This window comes from Streptomyces sp. NPDC104581, from assembly GCF_055583685.1.
In genome coordinates, this window is record NZ_JBVJNN010000019.1 from 48,174 (window position 1) to 67,466 (window position 19,293).

Here is a 19,293-nt window from a genome sequence, read left to right on the forward strand (position 1 = left end):
AGATTTACGTCGTATCAGGCACTGATTACGTCGGGGGGAAACGAGTCGTGCTGCGCGCAATCACATGTCCGTACGTGCCATATTCGGCCGTGCCCGGAATCCACAGCGCGACGGCGTGCTCACCGTCGATGGCAGACATTTGCCCCGATCCGGTACCGGGCAGGGCGTGATGTCCGAACTGCGCTACGGAGCGTACATTCTCGTTCACCGCACACACAACGGCCGGATCGCCGAGCTGGTCTTGAATCGGCCAGAACGCATGAACGCGGTTTGCGCCGAGTTCGGCGCCGCGCTGGCCGAGGCGACGGCTGATCTCGGACACGATCCCTCCGTCGGCGTCACCGTCATCACCTCCCGCTGTGAACGTGCCTTCTGTGTGGGCGCCGACCTGAAGGAGCGCGCCGGCTACACCGAGGCCGACCGGGCCGCGGCGCGACCCGGCAGCCGGGCGGCGTACGCGGGGGTCCTCGCGCTGCCCATGCCGGTCATCGCCGCTGTTCAGGGCTACGCGCTGGGGGGCGGCTACGAGATCGCGCTGTCCTGCGACGTCATCGTGGCGGACCCCGGGGCGACGGTGGGGCTGCCCGAGACCACGGTCGGGGTCATTCCGGGCGGCGGCGGTACGCAGCTGCTGCCCCGCAGGGTCGGCGCCGCCGTCGCGGCCCAGCTGATCTTCAGCGGGCGGCGAGTACCGGCCACCGAAGCACACGGCCTCGGGCTGGTGGACGTCCTCGCGCCCGCGGGCGCCGCCCGCGCCACGGCTCTCGACCTCGCCCGGACCTACGCGGCCAACTCGCCGGTGGCGCTGCGGGCCGCCAAGCGCGCGCTGCGACTGGGGCAGGGCCGGGATCTGGCGGCGGGGCTGGAGGTCGAGGACGCCGCCTGGCACACGGTCGCCTTCTCGGCCGACTGGGCGGAGGGCGTCGCCGCGTTCAACGGCCGCCGCCCACCGGACTGGCCCGGATACCGGACCGCGGACCGGAACGGGAATCAGCCCGCTGCGGCGAACGTACCGCCGTGACGGAGGGTGCCGGGGCATCCACCGGAAACAACCGGGATTCAACTATTTCCGGCCCGGTGGCGGCGACGCAATGGCCGAAAAACATGCCTCTGCCAACCGGTGGGGACAGGTGAATCTGTTGAACAGCGGACCAAGTGAGGAAATCGTGCTGGGGGAAATGTATCCGGCCTCGCCACAGGGCGGGGCGCCTGCCGGTGAGTCGTCAAAGATTGAACTGGCAGAGAATCTCGACATTCTGACGCGGGCGCAGCTGGAGGAAATCCAGCAGCGCAATCTCGCCCGTACCGTGGACGCCCTGAGGAGGGATCCGGCGGTGGCCGCCTCCTGGCCCGGCGCGCTCGACATCAGGGTGCCGCGCGATCTGCTGAAACTCCCCCTGTTCTCACCGGCCGATCTCCAGGCGTCCTGTCCGCCCGCCTCGGAGGATCTGGTGCTCGGCGACGGCCGCTCGGGGCTCGTCCTGCGCTCCAGCGGTACATCAGGACGGCGCAAGATGATCCACCACTCGTGGGAGTTCAGCCGCCGGGTCTCGGCTCTCGGCGCGCGCGGGGTGCGCAGCGCGCTGCGGCCGCACCCCCGCCGTATCGCCAACTTCCTCTACCCGGGCGAGCTGAACGGCGCGTTCACCTTCGCCCAGGAGGTCACGGAGCTGCTGCCGGCCATGTCCTTCCCCATGGGCAGCAGCGCCCTCGCCTCCCCGGAGACGGCGGAGCTGCTGCGCGAGAACGGGGTGGACGCGGTCATCTGCTCACCCTCGGCGGGGACGGGGCTGCTGACCGGCGACGCGACACGTGAACTCCTGCGTGGCGTGGGCAGTCTGCTCTACATCGGCGAGATCCTCGGTGAGAGCAGGGAGCGCCAACTCGCCGACGCCCGGCCCGATCTGCGGGTGCGGTCGTTCTCGTACTCCACCAGCGAGACCGGGCCCGTCGGCTACCAGTGCACCTACCAGAGCGGTTCGACCCACCATCTGCACGAGGACGTGCTGGTGGTCGAGGTGGTCGACACGGACGCCGAGCGGATACAGCCGGACGGCCGGATCGGTGAGGTCGTCGTGACGATGCTCACCGACTCCGGAATGCCCCTGCTGCGCTACCGGATCGGCGACGAGGGATACATCGAGACCCGCCCCTGTCTGTGCGGCAGCGCCGCGCGACAGCTGACCCTCACGGGCCGGGTGGGGATGTCCATGAACGTCGACAGCACCACCATCTCCCGTGATCTGGTGATGGAGCAGCTGGCGACGCTGGGCATCAGCGACCCGGCCGACTGCCAGTTCCAGGTGACCCAGCACGATCCGGGTTTCTCGATCCGGCTGCTGGTCTCGGAACGCACACCGCCCTCGGTCACCACCGAGGACGCCGTCGCCGCCCTGCACGGCGCCTACCACATGGGGAGGGTCTTCACCGCGCCGCTGTACCGCGGGCTGACGCTGGAGCGGGTCGACAGCTCCGAGTTCCACCACACGGCACGGGGCAAGACGCCCTTCTTCGTCAACCGCACCGCAGGCTGAACTCCCTTACGCGGCAGGTCCGTCACGCGGCGGCCGTCACGCCGCTCCGCGGGATTCCCGCGCCGCTCGGCCGTCGCTCCGATAGCCGTTCCGACCGTTCCCCCTCACGCATCCGTACGCATCCCTGGAGACACTCAGATGCCTCGTACGATCGAACGTCACAACTGGGTAGCCACGCGCGTAGACAAGACGTCGGACGCGCTGACCCGGGCCATCGCCACCGACCTGACCAGCCATGTCTTCGCGGGCCGGGAGGAGAAGGAGGTGACGCTCGCGGACGGCCGCAGAGCCGTCGAGTTCATCTCCTGCTCCTATCTCGGCCTCGACACCCACCCGGCCGTTGTGGAGGCGGCCGTCACCACCCTGCGCCGGGTCGGCGTGCAGTTCTCCTCGTCCCGCACCCGGATGCGGTACGAGGACCTCGAAACGCTGGAGCGGATGCTCGGCACCGTCTACGGCGGCCGGCACGCCACCTGCTTCACGGCCGTCGGCAGTGTCCACCTGGGTGTGCTGCCGCTGCTCGGAACGGGCGTGCTGCCCAGCTACCCGGTGTCGGCGAGCGGGGTCACCTTCCTGATCGAGCGCACCGCGCACGCCTCCATCCAGGTGCTGCGCGGCGTGCTCGAACAGATCGGCGACGTGGACCGGTTCGACTGCGAGGACCTCGACGACCTCACCGTCCGGCTGGCGGCGGTACGCGACGCCGGCCGCACCCCGATCGTCCTCGTGGACGGTGTGGGGTCCATGGGCGGGCTCATCGACGTGGCCACGCTGTACGACCTGTGCGCGGCGGCCGAGGGCTATCTGTATGTGGACGACGCGCACGGGGTGTCGATCACGGGGGAGCAGGGGGCCGGTTTCGCGTACGAGGAGTTCCGCAACCTGCCCGGCGGGCTGCCCGCCTCGGTGATCCTGGTCGGCTCGCTCGCCAAGGCGTTCGGTGGCAGCAACGGCGGCTTCGTCCTGCTCAACACCGAGGAGGACACGGTGGAGCTGAGACGCTTCGGCAATCCGCTGATCTTCGGCGGCCCCATCGCCCTGCCCGTCATCAGCGCCTGCCGGGCGTCGGCGGAGCTGCATCTCGACGGCACGGTGGCCCGGCTCCAGCGGGACCTGTGGCGCAACACCGAACTCTTCGACTCCCGCACGGGAGGCGCGCTGTTCAACGCGGGCACCCGCTCGCCGATCCGCGGGGCGCTCTTCAAGAGCGAGGAGGACGCGCTCGTGGCCGCGGCGCGGCTGCGCAAGGCGGGGGTCATCGTCACCCCCGCGTTCTTCCCGACCGTCGCCAAGGGCAGCGGGCTGATCCGGATGGCCGTCTCGGCCGCGCACACGACCGAGCAGATCGAGCTGGCCACCAACGAGCTGGAGGTGCCGGTATGACCGCCACCGCACCCACCGCCACCGCACCCACCGCCCCGGCCTCCGACACCGCCGTTTCCGGCGCACCCGGGACCCCGGCGTCCGGACAGCGGCTCAGCACGGCGAACGCGGGTCCCCGGCCGTCGGTCGTCGGCTTCGGTACGGCCACCCCCGCCAACTCCTACACCCAGCGCGAGATGCTGGAGCTGTTCGGCATCGAGGACCCCCGGATCAGGTCCGTCTTCCTCAACAGCGCCATCGAGCGCCGCTATCTGACCCTGCCGCCCGAACTCGCCGACGGCACCCGCAGGACCGAGACCCAGGGCGAACTGCTCGCCAAGCACAGGGAACAGGGCGTCAGGACGGGCCGGGAGTCACTGGAGACGGCCCTGAAGCGGGCCGGACTCGCGCTCTCCGACGTCGGATACCTCTGCTGCGTGACCACCACGGGACTGCTCACGCCCGGTTTCTCCGCCCATCTCGTCAAGGAGGCGGGGCTGCCGGTCTCCACCGGCCGGCTCGACGTCGTGGGGATGGGCTGCAACGCCGGCCTCAACGCCATGGCCGCCGTGGCGTCCTGGTCGGCGGCCAACCCCGGGCAGGCGGCCGTCATGGTCTGCGCGGAGGTCTGCTCCGCCGCCTATGTCTTCGACGGCACCATGCGCACCTCGGTGGTGAACAGCCTCTTCGGCGACGGCGCGGCGGCCGTGGTGATGGTCACCGACCCGGCGGGAACGGCACAGGCGGCGCTGGGCGACCACGAGACGCGGACGCCGGAGGCCGACGAGGCGGCGCCCGTGGGCACCGTACTGAAGGCCGCCAGCCGCATCATCCCCGAAGCGGTGGACGCGATGCGCTACGACTGGGACGACGACCAGGGCAAGTTCAGCTTCTTCCTCGACCGTGACGTGCCGTATGTCGTCGGCGCCAACGCCGAGGAAGTCGTCGACCGGCTGCTCCGCGGCACCGGTCTGGGGCGCGCGGACATCGACCACTGGCTGGTCCACTCGGGCGGCAAGAAGGTCATCGACTCGGTCAAGGTCAACCTCGGCCTCAGCACGTACGCACTGCGCCACACCACCGGAGTGCTGCGCGACTACGGAAACCTGTCGAGCGGCTCGTTCCTGTTCTCCTACGAGCGCCTGATGGAGGAGGGCCGGGTGCGGCGCGGTGACTACGGCGTGCTCATGACCATGGGCCCCGGCTCCACCATCGAGACCGCGCTCGTCCAGTGGTGACGGCACCCGCACCGAGCGCACCACCGCACCGACCGCACGCACCGAACCAACCCCACAGCCCCCACCACCCTCACCGCCCTCACCGGCGGACGACGAAGGAAGTGTGACCGTGTCCGGCTCGGATACCGATACCCCCAACGCCCTGACCGTCCGTCTCCACGACGAGGCGGCCGCCGTCCTGACGGTCGGCGACGAGGAACTGACCCCGGCGCTGGTCGACCGGGTGCGCGCCGCCGCCGAGCGGGCGGAGGGCGCCGACCGCGGTGTCGTCCTGCTCCTGCTGGGCGGCGCCGGCTCGACGGGGGGCGCGTCCCCCGCCGGTACGGGCATCCATCTGGTCAACACCTGGGAGCGGGCACTGCGCCGCCTGGAGACCTCGGGGCGCCCCACCCTGGCGCTCGTGGAGGGCACCTGCACCGGCCCCGCGCTGGAGACACTGCTCACCGCCGACTACCGGATCGCGGCCGGCGACACGCGCCTGCGGCTCCCGGGCGCCGAGGACGGCGCCTGGCCGAGCACGGCTGTGCACCGGCTGGCGCAGCAGATCGGTACGGCGCGAGCCCGCCGCCTGCTGCTGCGCCGCCCCTGGCTGGACGCCGAACAGGCCGCCGGTCTCGACCTGGTGGACGAGACGGCGGACGGCGGCGAGGCCGCCCTGCGCCGCGCGGTGCTGGTGGCGGGCGAGCTGTCGGCCGTGCCGGGCCGCGAGTGGTCGATACGGCGCAGGCTGCTGTTCGACGCGACCCTCAGTTACGAGGAGGCCCTGGGCGCCCATCTGGCCGCGTGCGACCGCAGTCTGCGCCACCGCGGCACGGCCGAACCGGCGGAGGCCGACCGGTCGGGCGCCGAACAGGGCGCGGCCGACGGCTCGTTGGCCACCGCGCGCTGACCTCCGGTACGGAGCGGCTCCCCGCCCGGGCGGGGTCCCGCACGTCCCTCCCTGTCCCTCATCCTCGTCCGAAGGAACCGCGTGTCGACGTCGACCTCCGCCAGATCCGCCCCCAGCCCCGAACACCAACACGGGCCCGCCCCCGTCCCGTTGGGCGGCGGTGAACTGTCCGCCGCCGCCCTCGCGCTGGCCGCCGCGATCCGCGACCGCGAGGCACCGCTGGCCGCGCTGCCGCCGCGCGCCGAACGCTCCGAGGAGCAGCAGTCGCGGGCCGCCGCGATCCACCGCGCCTGCCGCGAGCTGCGGGCAGCCTTCCTGCGGGCCCACGCGGAAGCGGTCTACGACCGGCTGACCGAAGGACGCACCGTACGGCTCGGGCTGTCCGAGCTGGCGGGCGCGGCGGCCGAGAGCTTCCCCGGACTCGTCCCGGACGGCGCCCAGCTGGCCGAGGAACTGCGCCACGCGCAGGCGGACAAGGAAGGCCGGGAGATCGACCAGGGCATCTTCTTCCGGGAGATCCTGCGGCTGCCCGGCGCCGGCGCGCATCTGCTCGACGTGATGCGGGACCCGACGCCCCGGGCGCAGGCGCTGCTGCCGGACTTCCGGGCCACCGGACGGGCCGAGCTGGGCAAGGTGACGGTGGAGCGGCACGGCGACGGCGGCCATGTGACCTTCCACAACGACTCCTGTCTCAACGCGGAGGACAACGAGCTGATCGCCCAGCTCGAAGTGGCCGTCGACCTGGTGCTGCTGGACGACGGCATCAGGGTCGGGGTACTGCGCGGCGGGCCCATGACCCACCCGCGCTACCAGGGCCGGCGGGTCTTCAGCGCGGGTGTCAATCTGGCCGATCTGCACCACGGCCGGATCTCGTTCACCGGCTTCCTCCTGCAACGCGAACTCGGCTACATCAGCAAGATGTACCGGGGCCTGTCCACGGGAGGCCGCCCGGACACCTTCCCGGCGCACGGCGTGGAGAAGCCGTGGGTGGCCGCGGTGGACACGTTCGCCATCGGCGGCGGCACCCAGCTGCTGCTGGTGATGGACAAGGTGATCGCCGCCGCCGACTCCTACCTCAGCCTCCCCGCCGCGCAGGAGGGCATCGTGCCCGGCGCGGCGAACTTCCGGCTGGCGCGGCTGACCGGCGGCCGGGTGGCCCGGCAGGCGGTGCTCGGCGGACGCAGGATCTGGGCGGGCGAGCCGGACGCCCGGCTGCTGATCGACGAGGTGGTCGACCCGAAGGCGATGGACCGGGCGGTGGACGACGCGGTGACCCAGCTGGCGGCGCCCGCGGTGCTCGCCAACCGGCGCATGCTGCGGGTCTCGGAGGAGCCGGTCGACGCGTTCCGCGCGTACATGGCGGAATTCTCGCTGGCGCAGGCCGAACGGCTCTACGGCGAGGACGTGCTGGACAAGGTCGGCCGCTTCTCCGCGCGCTCGGACACGCGGAACGGCGCGGAGCCGGGCCGGTGACCGCCGGGGCGGACGTCGTCCTGCGGCGCGAACACCTGCACAGCTCCCTGGGCTCCCCCGCGATGGGGTCGATCAACTTCCTCAACGAGGTGATGGGCCGCTTCCCCGACGCGCTCTCCTTCGCGCCGGGCGCCCCGCACATCAGCTTCTTCGACCAGATCGACGTCTCCCGGCACATCGGCCGCTACCTCCGCCATCTCACCGAGGACCGGGGGCTCAAACCCGATCAGGCCGAACGGCTCCTCTACCAGTACGGGCCGAGCAGGGGTCTCATCGGTGACCTGGTGGCCGGCGCGCTCCGCACCGACCAGGGCATCGACGTGCCGCCCGAGTCCGTGGTGATCACGGTCGGCTGCCAGGAGGCGATGCTGCTGGCGCTGCGCGCGCTCGCCGCCGGACCCGGTGACCTCGTGGCGGTCGTCAACCCGTGCTTCGTCGGTCTGTCCGGGGCGGCCGGGCTGCTCGGCGTGGACCTCGTCGCGGTCGACGACACCGACGACGGGATCGACTTCGCCCAGCTGGACGACGTGTGCCGGGCCGCGCGCGAGGCGGGCCGCCGTATCCGGGCCCTGTACGTGGCACCGGACTTCTCCAACCCGTCCGGCGGCTTCCTCGGCCTGGCCGACCGCCACCGGCTGCTCGACGTCGCCGCCCGCGAGGACTTCCTCCTGCTGGAGGACAACGCCTACGCGTTCACCGCCCGGCAGCCGGGCGCGCTCCCGCCGCTGAAGGCCCTGCCCGGCGGTGAACGGGTCGTGCACCTGGGCACGTTCGCCAAGGTGTGCATGCCGGGAGCGCGCGTCGGCTACGTCGTCGCCGACCAGCGGGTACGGGACGCGTCGGGCCGCACCGGACTGCTCGCCGACGAACTCGCCACCCTCAAGAGCATGGTGACGGTCAACACCTCGCCGATCGCCCAGGCGGTCGTCGGCGGCATCCTGCTGGAGCACCAGGGCTCGCTGGCCTCGGTCGTCAGCGCCAAGGCCGAGCTGTACCAGCGCAATCTGGCGCTGCTGCTGGACGCGCTGGACCACGCGCTCGGACCGGGCACCGGAGCGCCCGCCGGAGTCTCCTGGAACCGCCCGCGCGGCGGCTTCTTCGTACGTGTCAGGCTCCCCGTCCCCGCGGACGAGCGGCTGCTCGAACGGTCCGCCCGCGAGTTCGGCGTGTTGTGGACCCCGATGTCCCACTTCTATCTGGGCAACGGCGGAGACTACCAACTCCGCCTGGCCTGTAGTTACTTGGACCCCGACGCGATCAAGGAAGGCGTCGCCCGACTGGCCCGCTTCCTGCGCGCGGTATGTCCCTCCTGACGGTATGTCCCTCCTGAAGAAACACGAGAAACCGATGGACGTCACGAACCCCGCCCCGCCCCCCGCTCCCGGCCCGAGCAGACGGCACGTCCTCGCCGTGAGCGGTGCGGTGACCGCCGGCGCGCTGACCGTCGGGGCCACGAGCGCGGGCTCGGCCGCCGCGGCCGGTCCGGAGCCGGGGCGGCCCGCCGAGCGGCCCGGCGGCACGCCCCGCACGGTCACCGTCACCGTCTCCGAGGGCACCAACATGGCCGCCGCGCTCTCTCCCGACGGCGCCGACCTCGCCCTCGACGCACTGAGCGCGATCTGGCTGGTCCCCGGTGCGGGCGGCGCCGCCGTCAGGCTCACCGGCGAACTCCAGGACGCGACCCAGCCGCACTGGGCGCCCGACGGCAGCCGTGTCGTGTTCCAGTCCTTCCGCGACGGCGCCTACCAGCTCTGGTCGGTGAGGCGCGACGGCACCGGCCTCACCCGGCTGACCGACGACGACTACGACAACCGCGAGCCGCAGTACGCCCCCGACGGCAGCCGGATCGTCTTCACCTCCGACCGGTCGGGCAGCAACGACCTGTGGCTGCTCGACCCGGCCACCGGCGCCCGCACCCAGCTCACCACCGGCCCCGACGAGGACGGCACCCCCGCCTGGTCGGCGGACGGCAAGGCGATCCTCTGCACGGTGAACGACGCGGCGGTCGACTCAGTGGACGTGGCGACCGGGACCAGGACCCGGCTGGTCACCGCGGCCGCCGGGGCGAAGATCTTCGGCCCCGCGCCCAGCCCGGACGGGCGCCGGGTGAGCTACGTACAGTTCACGGGGACCCGCGCCGATGTCATGATCGACGGCCAGGTGGCCGCCGCCGGTGAGGACGTCCACGCCCTGCGCACTTCCTGGACCCCGGACGGTGACCTGCTCTACACGGCGGGCGGGCGCGTCCGGCGGCTGCGCCCCGGCGGCACGCCCCGGACGGTGGACTTCACCGCCACGGTCACCTTCACCCGCAAGCCCTGGACGCCGCGGGTCAGGGACTTCACCTCCCGGGCGGCCAAGCAGGCCAAGGGCCTCGCGAGTCCGGTCGTCTCCCGCGACGGGCAGCGCGTCGCCTTCCGGGCGCTGAACGCGCTGTGGGTGATGAAGACCGGCGAGGCCCCCGTCAGAGTGGCCGACGACGGATTCTTCAACTCCGACCCCGACTGGTCGCCCGACGGCACGGCCCTCGTCCACGCGAGCGACCGCTCGGGAACGGCCGCGCTGTGGCGCCACGACCTCACCGGCGGCGAGCCGGTACGGCTGACCACCCTGCCGGGCGCGCAGCTCACCCCGCGCTGGTCCCCCGACGGCACGAAGATCGCCTACCAGGACGAGAACGGCGCGACGTGGGTACTGGAACTCGCCTCCGGCGCCGTACGCCAGGTGCTGCCCGTCGTCTTCCAGCCGGGCCGCCCCACCTGGTCCCCGGACGGCGCCCATCTCGCGGTCGCCGCCAACCAGCCCTACTCCAGGCGCAACCGGGCCGGGCTCAGCGAGGTCCTCACCGTCGACCTGGCCACCGGCGCCACCCGCTCCCAGCCCGTGGCCGCCCACCGGTCGATCGCCACCCGGGGTGACGACGGGCCCGTGTGGACCCCGGACGGCAAGCACTTCGTGTTCGTCATGGAGAGCACGGCGTGGCGGGTGCCCGTCGATCCCACCGGACAGATCACCGGCGCCCCCGAGCAGATCACCACGGAGGTCACCGACTCCCTCTCGGTGGACTCACGCGGCCGTCTCTTCTACCTGAGCAACGGCACGCTGCGCACCGTTCCGGTCACCGGCGGCACCCCGCGCACGGTGCCCGTCCCGCTCACCTACCGCAGACCGGCGACGGCCCGCACCGTCGTGCTCCGTGTCGGCGCCGTGTGGGACGGGCGCGCCCGGCAACTGCGCGGCGCCGCCGACATCGTGGTCAAGGGCGACCGGATCGAGGCGATCCGCCCCGCTGGACAGGGCCGGGGCGACACCGTCGTGGACCTGTCGGGCCTGACCGCCATGCCCGGCCTCGTCGACGCCCATCTGCACTGGCACCTGCGCGGCCGGCAGTGGGGCGACCGTACGGGACGCCTGCTGCTGTCGTACGGCATCACCACCGCGCTGTCACCGGGCGATCCGGCCTACCAGATGGTGGAGACCAGGGAGGCCATCGAGTCCGGTGCCCAGGTCGGGCCGCGCCTCTTCGGCACCGGCGACGCCCTGGACGGGGCGCGGGTGTTCTGGAACTTCGCCCGTCCCGTGGTCGGCACCGACCAGCTGCGGCTGGAGATGGAGCGGGCCGAACAGCTCTCGTACGACCTCGTCAAGACCTACATCCGGCTCCAGGCCCCACTGGAGCGCGCCGTCACCCGCCAGGCACACGAGCGGGGGCTGCTCGTCACCTCGCACTACGCCTACCCGCACGCGGCGTACGGCATGGACGCCATGGAGCACACGGGCGGCGGCAACCGCGTCGGCTACTCGCAGACCCAGACCCGGCTGGGCAGGGCCTACGAGGACGCCGTCGCCGTCCTGACGGCCGCCGGGATGCCCGTCACGTCCACGCTGATGAACTCCTCCGTGCTGCTCGCCGACGACCGCTCCCTGGTCACCGACGAACGGACCCGGCTGCTCTACCCGCCGTGGGACTACACCGTCCTGGTGGCCAAGGCGGACGCGGCCGGCGGCCCGGACGCCCCGCTGAACCGCGCTCTGCTGGCGGGCGGCGTCGACATGCTGCTGCGCGTACAGCGCGGCGGCGGCAGCGTCATCGCGGGCTCGGACGCCCCGCTGGACGATCCCGCCCTGTCGCTGCACCAGAACCTGCGCGCGATGGTGCGGGGCGGCTTCACCCCGTACGAGGCGCTGCGCACCGCCACCGCCAACCCCCTCCGGCGCATGGGCGTGGACGGGGACCTCGGCACGCTCGAAGCGGGCATGCTCGCCGATCTGGTCTTCGTGGAGGGCGATCCGCTGCGGGACATCGACGCGGCGGCGGCCGTGCGGACGGTGGTGACGGGCGGCACGGTCCGCACGGTGGACTCGCTGCTGAAGCCCTTCAGGACCACCGACAGGCGCTCTCCCGCCGCCAATCCGAAGGAGCGGTCCCTGGTGTCCGCGCCGACCGAGCGCCGGTACGGGTGGCAGGACCCGCGCCCCGGCGGGACGGGATGTCTGTGCTGACGACACGCTGAGCAGTCGCCGGGAAAGCACCGGCGGGGGGCCGGGCCGGGCCGTGACGGGGACGCCGTACCGGTCCCGGCCCCGGGCCCCCCTCCTCCGGACGATCCGTACTCTGCTCCGTGCCGGGGATCCGACGGCGGGTCGTTTCACCGTGGTCCAGCCCGAATCGGACAATGCGGGTTCGGAGTGGGACATCCGGCGACTGGTCGAACAGGGGCGTTCATGGTTGGTGCCGCCGAACGAGGACGCCCCGGTCGCCGGGGACCGGTCATGAGCCGGCTGTCGAAAGTCTTCGAACTCAACCGCGCGGGCGTCAACTGGCCCCGGGCGGTGGTGTTCCTGGACATCGCACTCGTGCCGCTCCTCGTCTTCTGGGCGATCGGGTACGAGCAGTACCTGCTCAGTGCGCTGTTCGGCCTCCTGTTCGCGGCGCTGGCCGATCCGGGAGGCGGCTACGCGGTCCGCGCGTCCCATGTCTCGGGGTTCGCGCTGACCGGCGCGGGAGCCACCGCGCTCGCGTTCGGCATCGGCGGACAAGCCTGGGGCTGGATGGTGCTCGTGGCCTTCGGGGTCACGCTCGCGGCCGGGCTGTCCGTCGCCTTCGGGGTGCGCGGATTCGTCAACGCCCTGCTTCTCAACATCTGGTTCGTTCTCGCCCTCGGACTGGCCTTCGGCCTCCACCACCACGCGCACATCACCAGCCACACCTGGGCCCAGGTGCTGGCGTGGGCGGCGGGGGCGGCGTTGTGGATCGCGCTGACGTTCGTCGAGTGGCTCGTCCGCGGGCGCGGGGACCGGCCCCAGCCGCTCGCGGAACTCCCCGGTGACACCTCGCGACAGCGACTGACCCGGCCCATGACCCTCTTCGCCCTGCTGCGGGCCCTGGTCATCGCCGCCGCCGTGGCCCTGGCGTTCGGACTGGACCTGTCGCACGGCTACTGGATCCCCATCGCGGCCATCGTCGCGATGAAACCGAGCCTGGAACAGGGCACGCTCGTCTCCGCACAGCGTCTCGCCGGCGCGCTGATCGGCGCGCTCGCGGCCGGACTGCTGCTTCTGATCCCCTCCGGTGAGAACGGGCTCAAGCTGCTCGCCGTGACACGCGGACTCGAAGTCGTCGCGCTCGTGCTGCTGACGCACGCGGTGGCGATCCGCTTCATGAACTACGCCCTCTACTCCGCCGCCGTCGCCGCGGGTGTGCTCATCCTGGTCGACCTTCCCCAGCCCTCCGACTACGCCGCCGAGGGCTACCGGGTGCTGTGGACGTTGTGCGGCGCGGGCCTCGGCCTGCTCGTCATGCTGCCGGGGGCGATGGCCGCCAGGCGCGGCACCGGACCACGGCCGAAGCGCGCCTGACCCCCTCCGCCGCCGACCGGCCGCCCAGGGGCGTGTCCGATTCGTTCAAGACCGGACCGGACCGGCGTGGTTCCGTGGGCGGTACGACGAGGGAGAGGGAGTGGTCCTGATGGCCTCCGCACGAGATGATTCCGACCTCACCGAGCTGGTCAACGTCGGCCGTTCCGTGGCCCGTTGCTTCGAGAGCGTCGGGGTCACCCGGATCGCTCAGCTGGTGGGCCGGGACCCGGTCGAACTCTACGAGCGGATGTCGGCCGCCGCCGGGCAGCGGCTCGACCCCTGCCTCCTCGACACCGTCATGTCAGCCGTCGATCAGGCCCGGGGAGAACCCGCCCGCCCGTGGTGGCACTACACGCCCGAACGCAGACGAATCCAGGCCGGACGACCGGCACCCCTGCCGGCCGGACCCGCCGGACCGGCTGCCACCGCCGGGCGCTGAACGGCGCCGCGAAGCCCGCCGCGACCGGCTCAGTCCGAACCCGGCCGCGACCTGCCCGGCGCTGGGACCGGCCGGCGGATCGGGCACGGCGGCGAGCAGGGCCTCGCGGTAGCCGGGGCGTCTACGCCGTCGAGCGAGCCCGCCACGGACGACACGACGGTCTGCTCACGCCCTCCGGCCGACATCCGGGTCAGTTCCGTCGGCACCCGCAGCTCCTCGGTCGTGGACCCGCGCCGACCCGCCCAACGCAGCACCGCGAGCCGGAGCGTACGGATCCGGGCCTCCAGTGCGTCGGAGTGGGACCGCCGCCGTCTCCGCGACGCCGTGCCCGCGGTCCGGAACGCCCCGGATCTCCGCCGGTCCCAGCCCGAGATCGCGGAGCGTCCCGGCCGGATCGAGCCGGGCGACGGCCCCGGGGCCGTCTCTGCGGTGGCCGGACACGGAGCGGCCGGGTGGCGCGGTGCCGAGATCCGACCAGTGCCGGACGAGCTCGGCCGAGCGTCCGGTGCGGCCGGCGGGCTCGCCGATCGTGAACTCCGGCGGCCCGTGCCGGGTGTCGCCGCGGCTACGGCCACCCCCGGGTCTCCCGCGCCGAGAGAGTCAAGGCGCCCGCCACGCACGCGCAGCCGCCGAATCGCGAGGATTGCGCGGACTGTGCCCGTCCCCCCGTCCATTGCCGCGCGACGAGGCGGGGAAGTCGCCCGGAGCATGGCAGGCTTGGCACATGCCTCAGATCAACCCCAGCATCCTGTCCGCCGACTTCGCACATCTGGCCGAGGAGGCGAAAGCCGCCGAAGGCGCCGACTGGCTCCATGTCGATGTCATGGACAACCACTTCGTGCCCAATCTGACGCTCGGTGTGCCCGTGGTCGAAGCCCTCGCCCGAGCGACGGAGACCCCACTGGACTGCCATCTGATGATCGAGGAACCCGATCGCTGGGCTCCGCAGTACGTCGAGGCCGGAGCCGGTTCCGTCACCTTCCACGCGGAGGCCGCCGCCGCCCCCGTACGGCTGGCGCGCGAGATCCGCGCCAAGGGCGCGCGTGCCGCGATGGCGCTGAAGCCCGCGACACCCGTCGAGCCGTACGAGGACCTGCTGCCCGAGCTGGACATGCTGCTGATCATGACGGTGGAGCCGGGCTTCGGGGGCCAGGCGTTCCTGGACATCATGCTGCCCAAGATCCGCCGCACCCGTGAGCTGATCTCCAAGCACGGTCTCGAACTGTGGCTCCAGGTCGACGGCGGTGTCTCGGCCGCCACCATCGAACGGTGTGCCGAGGCGGGGGCGGACGTGTTCGTCGCCGGTTCGGCGGTGTACGGGACGGACGACCCGGCGGCGGCCGTACGAATGCTGCGTCACCAGGCCGAGGAGGCGACCGCGTCCGCCGGCTGGTCCTGCGCCCACTGAGACGCGGTTCCACGCGGCCGGCGGGCCACGGCTTCATGAACGGCGCCCATCCGGGCTGATCAAGGACCGTCTGATCTGACAGGATGAGAGCGCGTCCAGAGTGTGAACAGCAGTGAGGAGATCGCGGTGTCTGGTATGTCGGCGGGTCGGCCGGCCCTGCGCATGGGACCCGCGGAATTGGTGCAGGCCGCGGCCATGGCCCGCCGCTTCTACCTGGAGGGCAAGTCCAAGATCCAGATCGCCGAGGAGTTCGGCGTGAGCCGCTTCAAAGTGGCCCGGGTCCTGGAGACCGCGCTCGAACGCGACCTCGTGAGGATCGAGATCCGCGTCCCCGCCGAGCTGGACGCCGAGCGTTCCGACGCCCTGCGCGCCCGCTACGGCCTGCGGCACGCGGTCGTCGTGGAGTCGCCCGCCGAGGGCGTCGACGAGTCGCCCGACCCCGAGAACCTCGGCGAGGTCGCCGCCGATCTCCTCGGCGAACTGGTGGTCGAGGGCGATGTCCTCGGTCTGGCCTGGGGCCGCTCCACCATCCACATGGCCGCCGCGCTCGACCGCCTGCCGCCCTGCACCGTCGTCCAGCTCACCGGTGTGTACGACGCGGGCACCGCCGAGCGCGGCTCCGTGGAAGCCGTACGGCGCGCCGCCCAGGTCTCCGGCGGCGAGGCGCACCCGATCTACGCCCCGATGCTGCTGCCCGACCCGGCGACGGCCGCAGCGCTGCGCAGCCAGACCGGTATCGCTCGGGCCTTCGACTACTTCGACAAGGTCACCGTCGCCGCCGTCTCCATCGGCTCCTGGGAGGCGGGGATCTCCACGGTCCACGACATGCTCACCGACGAGGAGCGTTCGCACTACGCGTCCCTCGGAGTCGAGGCCGAGATGTCGGCGCACCTCTTCGACGCCGACGGCCGGCGCGTCGGCCGGGACCTGGGTGAGCGGTGCATCACCGTCGAGGCCGACCGGCTGCGCCGTATCCCCGAGGTCGTCGCGATCGCGGGCGGCCAGCGCAAGGGCGCGGCCATCGGAGCCGTACTGAGATCCGGGCTCGTCACGAGCCTGGTCACCGACACCGCCGCGGCCGACTTCCTGCTGCACGACTTCGAGCCCGGCCCCCGCCCGGCCCTGGAGCGCAAGGACCCGGACGGCGAGTAGCGGCGGGACGGCGCGCCGGGCGCCGCCGTCGCCTTCGGGCGATGCCACGAACACCTCCGGCCCGCGTCGGCCGATGGTACGGAAAGCGTTCGGGCGGTTCGCCAGAAGTCCGTGCCATCGGCGATGATGACGTAGGAGCCGCAGCCGGGACCGGCCATCGGTCCGAGCTGACTCCCCACCCGCCCTTTCCGTCAGAACCGCAGGTGAGAGAGTCGGTATGCGTTTCCTCAATGATCTGAAGCCGCCGTACGACCTGACGTACGACGATGTGTTCATGGTGCCGAGCCGTTCGGCCGTCGGCTCCCGGCAGGGCGTGGACCTCGCCGCGCCCGACGGCACGGGCACCACGATCCCGCTCGTCGTCGCCAACATGACGGCGATCGCGGGCCGCCGGATGGCCGAGACCGTCGCCCGGCGCGGTGGCCTCGTCGTCATCCCGCAGGACATTCCGATCGAGGTCGTCACCGAGGTCGTCTCCTGGGTCAAGACGCGGCACCTCGTGCTCGACACCCCGATCGTCCTGGCGCCTGCGCAGACCGTCGGTGACGCCCTGTCGCTGCTGCACAAGCGGGCGCACGGCGCGGGAGTGGTGGTCGACGCCGATCGGCGACCCGTCGGGATCGTCACCGAACACGACCTGACCGGGGTCGACCGGTTCACCCAGCTCTCCGAGGTCATGTCGAAGGACCTGCTGCTCGTCGACGCGGACATCGACCCGAGCGAGGCGTTCGACACGCTCGACGGCGCCAACCGAAAGCTGGCCCCGGCCGTGGACACCGAGGGCAGGCTCGTCGGCATCCTGACCCGTAAGGCCGCCCTGCGCGCCACGCTCTACACCCCGGCCACCGACGCGGACGGCCGGCTCCGGATCGCCGCGGCCGTCGGTATCAACGGCGATGTCGCGGGCAAGGCCGCGCAGCTCCTCGACGCCGGGGTGGACACGCTCGTCGTCGACACCGCGCACGGCCACCAGGAGTCGATGCTCGCGGCGATCAGGGCCGTGCGGGCGCTCGGTCCCACGGTGCCGGTGGTCGCGGGCAACATCGTGGCCGCCGAGGGCGTGCGCGATCTCATCGAGGCCGGCGCCGACATCGTCAAGGTCGGTGTGGGGCCCGGCGCCATGTGCACGACGCGCATGATGACCGGAGTGGGACGGCCGCAGTTCTCCGCCGTGCTGGAGTGCGCCGCCGAGGCGAAGAAGTACGGCAAGCACGTCTGGGCGGACGGCGGTGTCCGGCACCCCCGTGACGTGGCGATGGCGCTGGCCGCCGGTGCCTCGAACGTCATGATCGGGTCCTGGTTCGCCGGTACGTACGAGTCGCCCGGCGATCTCCAGCAGGCCGCCGACGGGCGGCTGTACAAGGAGTCCTTCGGCATGGCGTCGGCGCGCGCCGTGCGGAACCGCACCAGCGAGGAGTCGGCGTACGACCGCGCCCGCAAGGCGCTGTTCGAGGAGGGCATCTCCACCTCGCGGATGTTCCTGGACCCGGCGCGGCCGGGCGTGGAGGACCTGATCGACTCGATCATCGCCGGGGTCAGGTCCGCGTGCACCTACGCCGGGGCCAACTCCCTGGAGGAGTTCGCGGAGAAGTCCGTCGTCGGCGTGCAGAGCGCGGCGGGCTACGCGGAGGGCAAGCCCCTCCACGCGAGCTGGAGTTGAGATATGTCCGGTTTGTTCGGCGGGTTCGGAAATATTTTCGGCCGCTTCGGCTTCCGGTCGGGACGGCCGTGAGTAACTCGTCTTACCGCTCTGAACAGGCGTTTTCCTTGCCGTGGGGGAGGCGCTCCCCGGTCGCCGCGAGTGCGGCGGCCGGGTCGGGCGCAACACGGTCGAAGATCAGGGGACATGATGCGGCCCGGTCCGGGTACACGGGCTGTGCACTGTCCAACGGAGCAGGGGAGGACACAGTGTCCATGGCGAGCACCGTCCCGACCGACAGCACACGGTACGGAACCCACCAGGCCGAGATGGCCCAACTGGGACTTCCGTACGTCGAGAGCCCGGGGGACGTGGCGCCCAAGGACGCGCGGGAGATTTCCCGGCTCTTCTTCGTCCGGCTCGCGGAGCTGGAGGAAGGCACCCATGAGCACCAGTACGTCCGCAACACCCTGATCGAGCTGAATCTGGCCCTGGTGCGGTACGCGGCGACGCGCTTCCGCAACCGCTCGGACCAGATGGAGGACATCGTCCAGGTCGGCACCATCGGCCTCATCAAGGCGATCGACCGCTTCGAGCTCAGCCGCGAGGTGGAGTTCGCGACGTTCGCCGTGCCGTACATCGTCGGTGAGATCAAGCGGTTCTTCCGCGACACGAGCTGGGCCGTGCACGTGCCGCGCCGGCTCCAGGAGCTGCGCATCGACCTGGCCAAGGCGACGGACGAACTGTCGCAGCGGCTGGACCGCGCCCCGACGATGTCCGAACTCGCCGAGTATCTGAACCTGGACGAGAACGAGGTCATCGAGGGCGTCGTCGCGAGCAACGGCTACACCGCCGGCTCGATCGACATGCCGACCGACGAGACCACCGATTCGGCCTCCAAGCTCTCCGACCGGCTCGGCGCGCCCGACGCGCAACTGGAGACCGCGGAGAACGTGCAGGCGCTCAAGCCGCTGATCGACGAGCTGGACGAGCGCGAGAAGTGGATCCTCCAGATGCGCTTCGGCGCGGAGATGACACAGTCGGAGATCGGGCAGAAGCTGGGCGTCTCCCAGATGCATGTGTCGCGCCTGCTGTCCCGGATCACCGGACGGCTGCGGGAAGGTCTGCTCGCCGTCGAGTGAGCGGCACACCCACCGGATCCCCTGCACCCGGATCCCCGGACGAATGGCGGGGGGGGGGGGAAAGAAAAAAGGTGTTCGCCCCCCCCCCCCGTCCTCGCCGTCCCCACCCTCTTCTCCTTGGGGGTTCCCACCCCCCCCTCCCCCTTTCCTCTCCCCCG

Annotated in this window: 15 protein-coding genes; 14 read left to right on the top strand and 1 reads right to left on the bottom strand. The window is 71.9% G+C overall.

Annotated elements, in window-relative coordinates; translation table 11 throughout:
* Positions 1-169: 169 nt before the first annotated feature.
* From ACZ61E_RS17665 to ACZ61E_RS17710, 10 genes are all read left to right on the top strand, one after another.
* The gene (locus ACZ61E_RS17665) at positions 170-1,021 is read left to right on the top strand and encodes an enoyl-CoA hydratase/isomerase family protein (RefSeq protein ID WP_469700594.1); all 852 of its coding nucleotides are present in this window, start codon (positions 170-172) and stop codon (positions 1,019-1,021) included.
* A 145-nt stretch (positions 1,022-1,166) separates the two neighbouring features.
* The gene (locus ACZ61E_RS17670; RefSeq protein WP_469700526.1) at positions 1,167-2,534 is read left to right on the top strand and encodes a phenylacetate--CoA ligase family protein; all 1,368 of its coding nucleotides are present in this window, start codon (positions 1,167-1,169) and stop codon (positions 2,532-2,534) included.
* A 138-nt stretch (positions 2,535-2,672) separates the two neighbouring features.
* Positions 2,673-3,917, top strand: a complete 1,245-nt coding sequence (locus tag ACZ61E_RS17675) for an aminotransferase class I/II-fold pyridoxal phosphate-dependent enzyme (RefSeq protein ID WP_469700527.1) — start codon at positions 2,673-2,675, stop codon at positions 3,915-3,917.
* A complete protein-coding gene (gene dpgA, locus ACZ61E_RS17680) occupies positions 3,914-5,134 on the top strand; it encodes a 3,5-dihydroxyphenylacetyl-CoA synthase DpgA (RefSeq protein ID WP_469700528.1) in 1,221 nt (406 codons plus the stop codon). The genes ACZ61E_RS17675 and dpgA overlap by 4 nt, the downstream gene beginning before the upstream one ends.
* A 109-nt stretch (positions 5,135-5,243) precedes the next feature.
* Positions 5,244-6,023 carry an enoyl-CoA-hydratase DpgB gene (gene dpgB, locus ACZ61E_RS17685; protein WP_469700529.1) on the top strand — a complete coding sequence of 260 codons (780 nt, stop codon included), beginning with the start codon at positions 5,244-5,246 and terminating at the stop codon, positions 6,021-6,023.
* Between the two features lie 81 nt (positions 6,024-6,104).
* Positions 6,105-7,496, top strand: coding sequence for a (3,5-dihydroxyphenyl)acetyl-CoA 1,2-dioxygenase DpgC (dpgC, locus tag ACZ61E_RS17690; protein WP_469700530.1), 1,392 nt, complete (start codon positions 6,105-6,107; stop codon positions 7,494-7,496).
* Complete coding sequence (locus tag ACZ61E_RS17695; protein WP_469700531.1) at positions 7,493-8,809, top strand: aminotransferase-like domain-containing protein; 1,317 nt, start codon at positions 7,493-7,495, stop codon at positions 8,807-8,809. Before dpgC ends, ACZ61E_RS17695 begins: the two co-directional genes overlap by 4 nt.
* Before the next feature lie 34 nt (positions 8,810-8,843).
* Positions 8,844-11,999: an amidohydrolase family protein gene (locus ACZ61E_RS17700; RefSeq protein WP_469700532.1), complete on the top strand. Its 3,156-nt coding sequence runs from the start codon at positions 8,844-8,846 to the stop codon at positions 11,997-11,999.
* Between the two features lie 270 nt (positions 12,000-12,269).
* Positions 12,270-13,355, top strand: a complete 1,086-nt coding sequence (locus tag ACZ61E_RS17705; RefSeq protein ID WP_469700533.1) for an FUSC family protein — start codon at positions 12,270-12,272, stop codon at positions 13,353-13,355.
* A 109-nt stretch (positions 13,356-13,464) separates the two neighbouring features.
* Positions 13,465-13,794: a helix-hairpin-helix domain-containing protein gene (locus ACZ61E_RS17710; RefSeq protein WP_469700534.1), complete on the top strand. Its 330-nt coding sequence runs from the start codon at positions 13,465-13,467 to the stop codon at positions 13,792-13,794.
* A 165-nt stretch (positions 13,795-13,959) separates the two neighbouring features.
* Here the strand turns inward: ACZ61E_RS17710 and ACZ61E_RS17715 are convergent, their stop codons facing one another.
* The gene (locus tag ACZ61E_RS17715) at positions 13,960-14,322 is read right to left on the bottom strand and encodes a MerR family transcriptional regulator (protein WP_469700595.1); all 363 of its coding nucleotides are present in this window, start codon (positions 14,320-14,322) and stop codon (positions 13,960-13,962) included.
* A gap of 196 nt (positions 14,323-14,518) precedes the next feature.
* Between ACZ61E_RS17715 and rpe the strand changes: the two genes are divergently transcribed.
* The 4 genes from rpe to ACZ61E_RS17735 all read left to right on the top strand — a co-directional run bounded on the left by rpe (position 14,519) and on the right by ACZ61E_RS17735 (position 19,135).
* Positions 14,519-15,202 (top strand): ribulose-phosphate 3-epimerase, encoded by a 684-nt coding sequence (rpe, locus tag ACZ61E_RS17720; protein ID WP_469700535.1) that lies wholly within the window; start codon positions 14,519-14,521, stop codon positions 15,200-15,202.
* 102 nt (positions 15,203-15,304) lie between these two features.
* Positions 15,305-16,354, top strand: a complete 1,050-nt coding sequence (locus tag ACZ61E_RS17725) for a sugar-binding transcriptional regulator (protein ID WP_469700536.1) — start codon at positions 15,305-15,307, stop codon at positions 16,352-16,354.
* Between the two features lie 217 nt (positions 16,355-16,571).
* Positions 16,572-18,014 carry a GuaB1 family IMP dehydrogenase-related protein gene (locus ACZ61E_RS17730; RefSeq protein ID WP_469700537.1) on the top strand — a complete coding sequence of 481 codons (1,443 nt, stop codon included), beginning with the start codon at positions 16,572-16,574 and terminating at the stop codon, positions 18,012-18,014.
* A gap of 254 nt (positions 18,015-18,268) precedes the next feature.
* The gene (locus ACZ61E_RS17735; RefSeq protein WP_469700538.1) at positions 18,269-19,135 is read left to right on the top strand and encodes an RNA polymerase sigma factor SigF; all 867 of its coding nucleotides are present in this window, start codon (positions 18,269-18,271) and stop codon (positions 19,133-19,135) included.
* Positions 19,136-19,293: the final 158 nt, after the last annotated feature.